This is a genomic window from Colwellia asteriadis (assembly GCF_039523295.1).
GTDB lineage: Bacteria > Pseudomonadota > Gammaproteobacteria > Enterobacterales > Alteromonadaceae > Colwellia > Colwellia asteriadis.
In genome coordinates this window covers 1-1,386 of sequence record NZ_BAAAFA010000021.1, presented here as the reverse complement: position 1 = coordinate 1,386, position 1,386 = coordinate 1, and the positions used below count along the sequence as shown (strand labels likewise).

1 rRNA gene (only partly in view) is annotated in these 1,386 nt (G+C 51.3%); it reads left to right on the top strand.

Annotation, left to right across the window (positions count from 1 at the left end):
* Positions 1–1,366, top strand: a 23S ribosomal RNA gene (locus ABD005_RS17960); it begins 1,559 nt to the left of the window's first position.
* Positions 1,367–1,386 lie beyond the last annotated feature (20 nt).

Here is a 1,386-nt window from a genome sequence, read left to right as displayed (position 1 = left end):
CATGAAGTCATTGATGCCATGCTTCCAGGAAAAGCTTCTAAGCTTCAGATATATAGGAACCGTACCCCAAACCGACACAGGTGGTTAGGTAGAGAATACTAAGGCGCTTGAGAGAACTCGGGTGAAGGAACTAGGCAAAATAGTACCGTAACTTCGGGAGAAGGTACGCTGGATATGGGTGATGGAACTTGCTTCCTAAGCTCAGACCAGTCGAAGTAACCAGGTGGCTGGAACTGTTTATTAAAAACACAGCACTGTGCAAAATCGAAAGATGACGTATACGGTGTGACGCCTGCCCGGTGCCGGAAGGTTAATTGATTGGGTTAGTCCTCGGACGAAGCTCATGATCGAAGCCCCGGTAAACGGCGGCCGTAACTATAACGGTCCTAAGGTAGCGAAATTCCTTGTCGGGTAAGTTCCGACCTGCACGAATGGCGTAATCATGGCCACACTGTCTCCACCCGAGACTCAGTGAAATTGAATTTGCGGTTAAGATGCCGTATACCCGCGGCTAGACGGAAAGACCCCGTGAACCTTTACTATAGCTTGACAGTGAACATTGCTCCTACATGTGTAGGATAGGTGGGAGGCGTTGAAACCATGTCGCCAGATGTGGTGGAGCCAATCTTGAAATACCACCCTTGTATGCGTGATGTTCTAACCTAGGGCCCTTATCGGGCTTGGGGACACTGTCTGGTGGGTAGTTTGACTGGGGCGGTCTCCTCCCAAAGAGTAACGGAGGAGCACGAAGGTTGGCTAAGTACGGTCGGACATCGTACGGTTAGTGCAATGGCATAAGCCAGCTTAACTGCGAGACAGACACGTCGAGCAGGTACGAAAGTAGGTCATAGTGATCCGGTGGTTCTGTATGGAAGGGCCATCGCTCAACGGATAAAAGGTACTCCGGGGATAACAGGCTGATACCGCCCAAGAGTTCATATCGACGGCGGTGTTTGGCACCTCGATGTCGGCTCATCACATCCTGGGGCTGAAGTCGGTCCCAAGGGTATGGCTGTTCGCCATTTAAAGTGGTACGCGAGCTGGGTTTAGAACGTCGTGAGACAGTTCGGTCCCTATCTGCCGTGGGCGTTTGAGAATTGAAGAGGGCTGCTCCTAGTACGAGAGGACCGGAGTGGACGAACCACTGGTGTTCGGGTTGTCATGCCAATGGCATTGCCCGGTAGCTACGTTCGGAACTGATAACCGCTGAAAGCATCTAAGCGGGAAGCAGGCTTTGAGATGAGTTCTCACTGGAGCTTTGAGCTCCCTAAAGGGTCGTTGGAGACTACAACGTTGATAGGTCAGGTGTGTAAGTGCTGCGAGGCATTGAGCTAACTGATACTAATTGCCCGTGAGGCTTAACCATACAACACCCAAGTGGTTTTG